The organism is Haliea sp., from assembly GCF_040222615.1.
In the GTDB taxonomy this organism is placed as follows: Bacteria; Pseudomonadota; Gammaproteobacteria; order Pseudomonadales; family Halieaceae; genus Haliea.
In genome coordinates this window covers 1-3,823 of sequence record NZ_JAVKCQ010000138.1, presented here as the reverse complement: position 1 = coordinate 3,823, position 3,823 = coordinate 1, and the positions used below count along the sequence as shown (strand labels likewise).

The 3,823-nt window shown below is 63.1% G+C and carries 6 protein-coding genes and 1 pseudogene; 2 read left to right on the top strand and 5 right to left on the bottom strand.

The features are described from left to right. Positions 1-140: 140 nt before the first annotated feature. The 3 genes and pseudogenes from RJQ10_RS11085 to RJQ10_RS11075 all read right to left on the bottom strand — a co-directional run bounded on the left by RJQ10_RS11085 (position 141) and on the right by RJQ10_RS11075 (position 1,168). Entirely contained in the window at positions 141-512 is a 372-nt protein-coding gene (locus RJQ10_RS11085; RefSeq protein ID WP_350146547.1) for a YajD family HNH nuclease, read from the bottom strand. 157 nt (positions 513-669) lie between these two features. Next, positions 670-828 (bottom strand): annotated as a pseudogene (locus RJQ10_RS11080) (IS3 family transposase); the annotation flags it as partial. A 10-nt stretch (positions 829-838) separates the two neighbouring features. Then, positions 839-1,168, bottom strand: a complete 330-nt coding sequence (locus RJQ10_RS11075) for a thioredoxin family protein (RefSeq protein WP_350146545.1) — start codon at positions 1,166-1,168, stop codon at positions 839-841. Between the two features lie 135 nt (positions 1,169-1,303). On the opposite strand from RJQ10_RS11075, the gene RJQ10_RS11070 reads away from it, so the two are divergent. Both RJQ10_RS11070 and RJQ10_RS11065 read left to right on the top strand, forming a co-directional pair. Then, a complete protein-coding gene (locus tag RJQ10_RS11070; RefSeq protein WP_350146543.1) occupies positions 1,304-1,456 on the top strand; it encodes a hypothetical protein in 153 nt (50 codons plus the stop codon). Beyond that, on the top strand, positions 1,453-2,799 hold the full coding sequence (locus RJQ10_RS11065; protein ID WP_350146542.1) for an AmpG family muropeptide MFS transporter: 1,347 nt from the start codon (positions 1,453-1,455) through the stop codon (positions 2,797-2,799). Before RJQ10_RS11070 ends, RJQ10_RS11065 begins: the two co-directional genes overlap by 4 nt. Before the next feature lie 18 nt (positions 2,800-2,817). Here RJQ10_RS11065 and RJQ10_RS11060 read toward each other — a convergent pair whose 3' ends face one another. Both RJQ10_RS11060 and RJQ10_RS11055 read right to left on the bottom strand, forming a co-directional pair. Then, positions 2,818-3,444 (bottom strand): TetR/AcrR family transcriptional regulator, encoded by a 627-nt coding sequence (locus RJQ10_RS11060; protein ID WP_350146540.1) that lies wholly within the window; start codon positions 3,442-3,444, stop codon positions 2,818-2,820. Next, a partial coding sequence (locus RJQ10_RS11055) for an efflux RND transporter permease subunit (protein WP_350146538.1) occupies positions 3,441-3,823 on the bottom strand: 383 nt, incomplete at its 5' end. The genes RJQ10_RS11060 and RJQ10_RS11055, both read right to left, overlap by 4 nt.

Here is a 3,823-nt window from a genome sequence, read left to right as displayed (position 1 = left end):
TCAAGCAGCTTCCCATCAATTGCTGCAGGTGACAATTTTTCGATCCGCATTGTGGCTTCCTTTGTTATTCCGCAAACACTAGCTTGCAGGTGGCGGGGTGGTCTGGCCAGGCAGCGCGGCCGGCCGGAGTCATTCCGCTATCAGTCCTTGCCCTCCATCTTCGCTTTCAGATTGGCGAATGGAGTATGGGTTGCGCCTTTCACTTTCGTCGCACCGGTGTTCCCATAGCGCACAAAGCTTTCAAACTTGCTGTGTTCTTCGTCGTGACAGTAAATACAAAGTAGCTCCCAATTGCTGCCATCGCCGGGATTATTGTCGTGGTTATGATCGACATGATGGACGGTCAGTTCCGACAGGTTCCTGCGGTCGAACTCTCGCGCACAGCGACCACAGATCCACGGGTAGATTTTCAGGGCGCGCTCACGATACCCGGACTCGCGCTTGGCATTGTACTCAAGCTGCTCCGCACGGACTTGTTTAAAGCTCTTTGATGCAGGTTTTTGCTCACTCATGATGTTCCAACTCCGATTGGCTTGTGCAACCCAGCGAAATGATGCGGTAGGCAGGGCCCCTATCGGATATCCCGTGTGCGATATTCTTTCCAGTTTACACGGTCTCGCTTGATTACACCGAAGAAGCCTTCGCAGGCTGCGTTGTCGCCATAATGCCCCTCGGCGTACCGGTACCGCCGAATGCCTGGCGGCCAGCGGAGTCGGTTTCACGAACCCAGCGAGTCAGGGCATTGCCGGCAATCCCCAGTTCCCCCGCACCCTGGTCGCAACTGACACCGGTTTGGCGTGTCTGTTCAGCAGCGCCACACTCGATCACCGGAAATCCATCAAGTGCCTTCGGGCTCTGCCTGCATCAACAACTGCCGGACCGCCGTCGCGCTGGTCGGCCGCACCAGCCTGCCCACTTCGTGGCCGTCGCGGAGGTACACCAGTGTCGGCCACAGTTTGACGCCAAAAGAGCGCCCGAGCGGACGGCCTTTGCCGTCCTCCAACCTGAGATGGCGCAGCGAGGGGTGCTCCGCGACTGCGGTGGCAATCCCGGCTTGTGCCGCCTGGCAATGACCGCACCAGTCGGTGCCGAAGTTCAGCAGGACGAGGCCGGGCAGGGTGTCGACTTCGGCGCGTGTTGGATTTGATGGATTGTAGGAATTGCTCACGGGATACTCTCGGCTCAGGTTGGGGCAGCGATGTTTACAAGGCTTGTGGGCAGAATACGTTACTCCCGGGTGCTTGCGCCAGATATCGCAACGGCTATGATGGAACGCCCCGCAACCGTTGCAAAGTAGACCCGAATGGACAACCGACTCATCCGCGCGTTTGTCGTTGAATATCCCGACGTGCAGGCGCCCAGGGGCTGGAGCGTGACTCCGGCGCCGGCGGGGGCCTGCAACGCCGCCCTGGCGCCCGTGGGCAAGCGTGCTGCCGACAGCGTTACTACCGCGTGAGCCAAACCGCGGTCAGCAGTACACCAAGCCCCGAAGGCTTGCGGGTCTACCTGAATCCGCGGGTCATCGGTATGCTCTTCCTCGGCTTTTCCGCCGGGCTGCCGCTGCTGCTGGTGGGCGGCACGTTCAGCGCCTGGCTGCGGGATCTGGGCGTAGAACTGTCGGCGATCGGCTTCCTCAGCTGGGTGGGCATGGCCCATTCCATCAAGGTGCTGTGGGCGCCGCTGATCGACCGTGCGCAGCTGCCGCTACTCAGCCGCCTGCTGGGGCGGCGTCGAGCCTGGATGCTGCTGGCGCAGGTGGTAATCGCCACAGCCCTGCTGGGCATGGCTTTCACTGACCCGCGCGAACAACTGGGTCTGGTGGCGTTGTGGGCGGTGCTGGCGGCATTCGGTTCCGCCAGCCAGGATGTCGCCATCGATGCCTACCGGGTCGAGGCGGAAGCGAAGCATCGCCAGGCAGCGATGGCGGCGACCTACGTGACCGGCTACCGGGTGGCGATCCTGGCGGCGGGGGCGGGCGCCTTGCACCTCGCCAACCTGGACAGCTGGTCGGTGGCCTACGGCATTATGGGCTTGCTGATGGCGGTCGGCATCGTGACCACCCTGGTGATTGCCGAACCCGCGGTGACCGTTAACCAGAGCACGGTACAGTTCGAACAGCGGGTCACTGACTACCTTGCCAGCACCGCCCACCGGGGCTGGCGCCGGGAGCTGCAGGCCTGGCTGATCGGCGCCGTGGTCTGTCCCTTCGCCGAGTTCTTCCAGCGCTACGGCCGGGTGTCGCTGCTGATTCTCGCTTTTATCGGCACCTTTCGCCTCACCGATATTTTCATGGGGGTTATGGCCAACCCTTTCTACCTGGACCTGGGTTTCAGCAAGGCCCAGATTGCCAATATCGCCGCCGCCTTCGGCCTCGGCATGACCCTGCTCGGAGCTGTCGTGGGCGGCCTGCTGGTGGCCCGGTTCGGCATCGCGCGGATTTTGCTGTTGACGGCGTTCATGGCGCCGGCGACCAATCTCGCCTTTGCCTGGCTGGCCTTTATCGGCCCTGAAACCTATGGTCTGGTGCTGGCGATTGTCGCCGACAATGTCTCCGGCGGGCTGGCGATTTCGGTGTTCATTGCCTACCTGTCCAGCCTGACCAATACCGCCTACACCGCCACCCAGTACGCCCTGTTCAGCTCCCTGATGACTCTGCCCGGGCAGTTGCTGGCGGGTTTTACCGGGGTGCTGGCTGAGCTGGTGGGCTGGGTCCCGTTTTTCTTTATCACCGCCGCCACCGGGTTGCCCGCGATTATCCTGGCGTTTGTGTTGCTGCGGGTGGCGCGGCCCGGTGAGTAGGCGCGCGGCGCGCGCCTTTCACACCCCGCGCCGGACACCTTCAAGAAAGGTGTAGGTACTGCTTTCCAGCAGGGAATAGACATCCGCCTGCGGCAGGAAACGCTCGACGTGGCCGTGCATCGCGATGCCGCTGAGCCCGTGTGCCATGGCCCAGAGCTTGATCGATACGGTGAGAGCGTCCTCGTCGCCGCGACCGACGCTGTCGCACCAGGCCTGGACCGTGTCCACCAGCAGGTAGAACCCGGAACTCTTGAGGCCGTGCTCGGGGTCCTGGTCTGCGCGCTTGTGGCGGTCGCCCCACATCAGGTCATAGAACTGCGGGTGGCCGGTCACGAAGCGTATATAGGCCTGGCCCAGGGCAACAATGGCCGCAACGCTGCCGGCAGGGTGCTGGCGAGTCACCGCTTCCATCTCCCGGCCCAGGACCAGGAGCGCGAAGTCCAGCACCGCATCCAGCAGCGCAGCCTTGTCCTTGAAGTGGCGGTAGGGCGCGGCGCTGCTCACCCCGGCACGGCGCGCGGCATCGATCATGGCAAAATCCACGCTGCCGCGCTCGTCGATCAGTTCCGCCGCCGCGATGATCAGGGCGTTGCGCAGGTCGCCATGATGGTAGCTGCGGGACTGCCCCTTCCGCGGCCGGGTCATCGCTGTAACTCCGCGGTGACGGCTGGTGACTGCCCCCGCGTCCGCAACAGCTCTGGCCATCGGCGCAGCAACAGGAACAACTGCGGGACCAGGAAAAAGGACACGACGGTCGACAACAGCACGCCGCCCGCAATAGCCATGGCGAAAGGCGGCCAGAACTGGCTGCCCTCCAGAATCAGGGGCAGGAAGCCGCCGAAGGTGGTGATGGTGGTGGAGACGATGTGACGGCTGGAATCCATCACCACACTGCGGATCGCGAAGACCCCGCCGGCCATGGCGCCGGGTTCCAGCTGCAGCGCGGTCATGATGATGATCGCCGCGTTAATGGACACGCCGATGGAACCGATAACCCCGATCAGTGCCTGGATACCGAAGGGAT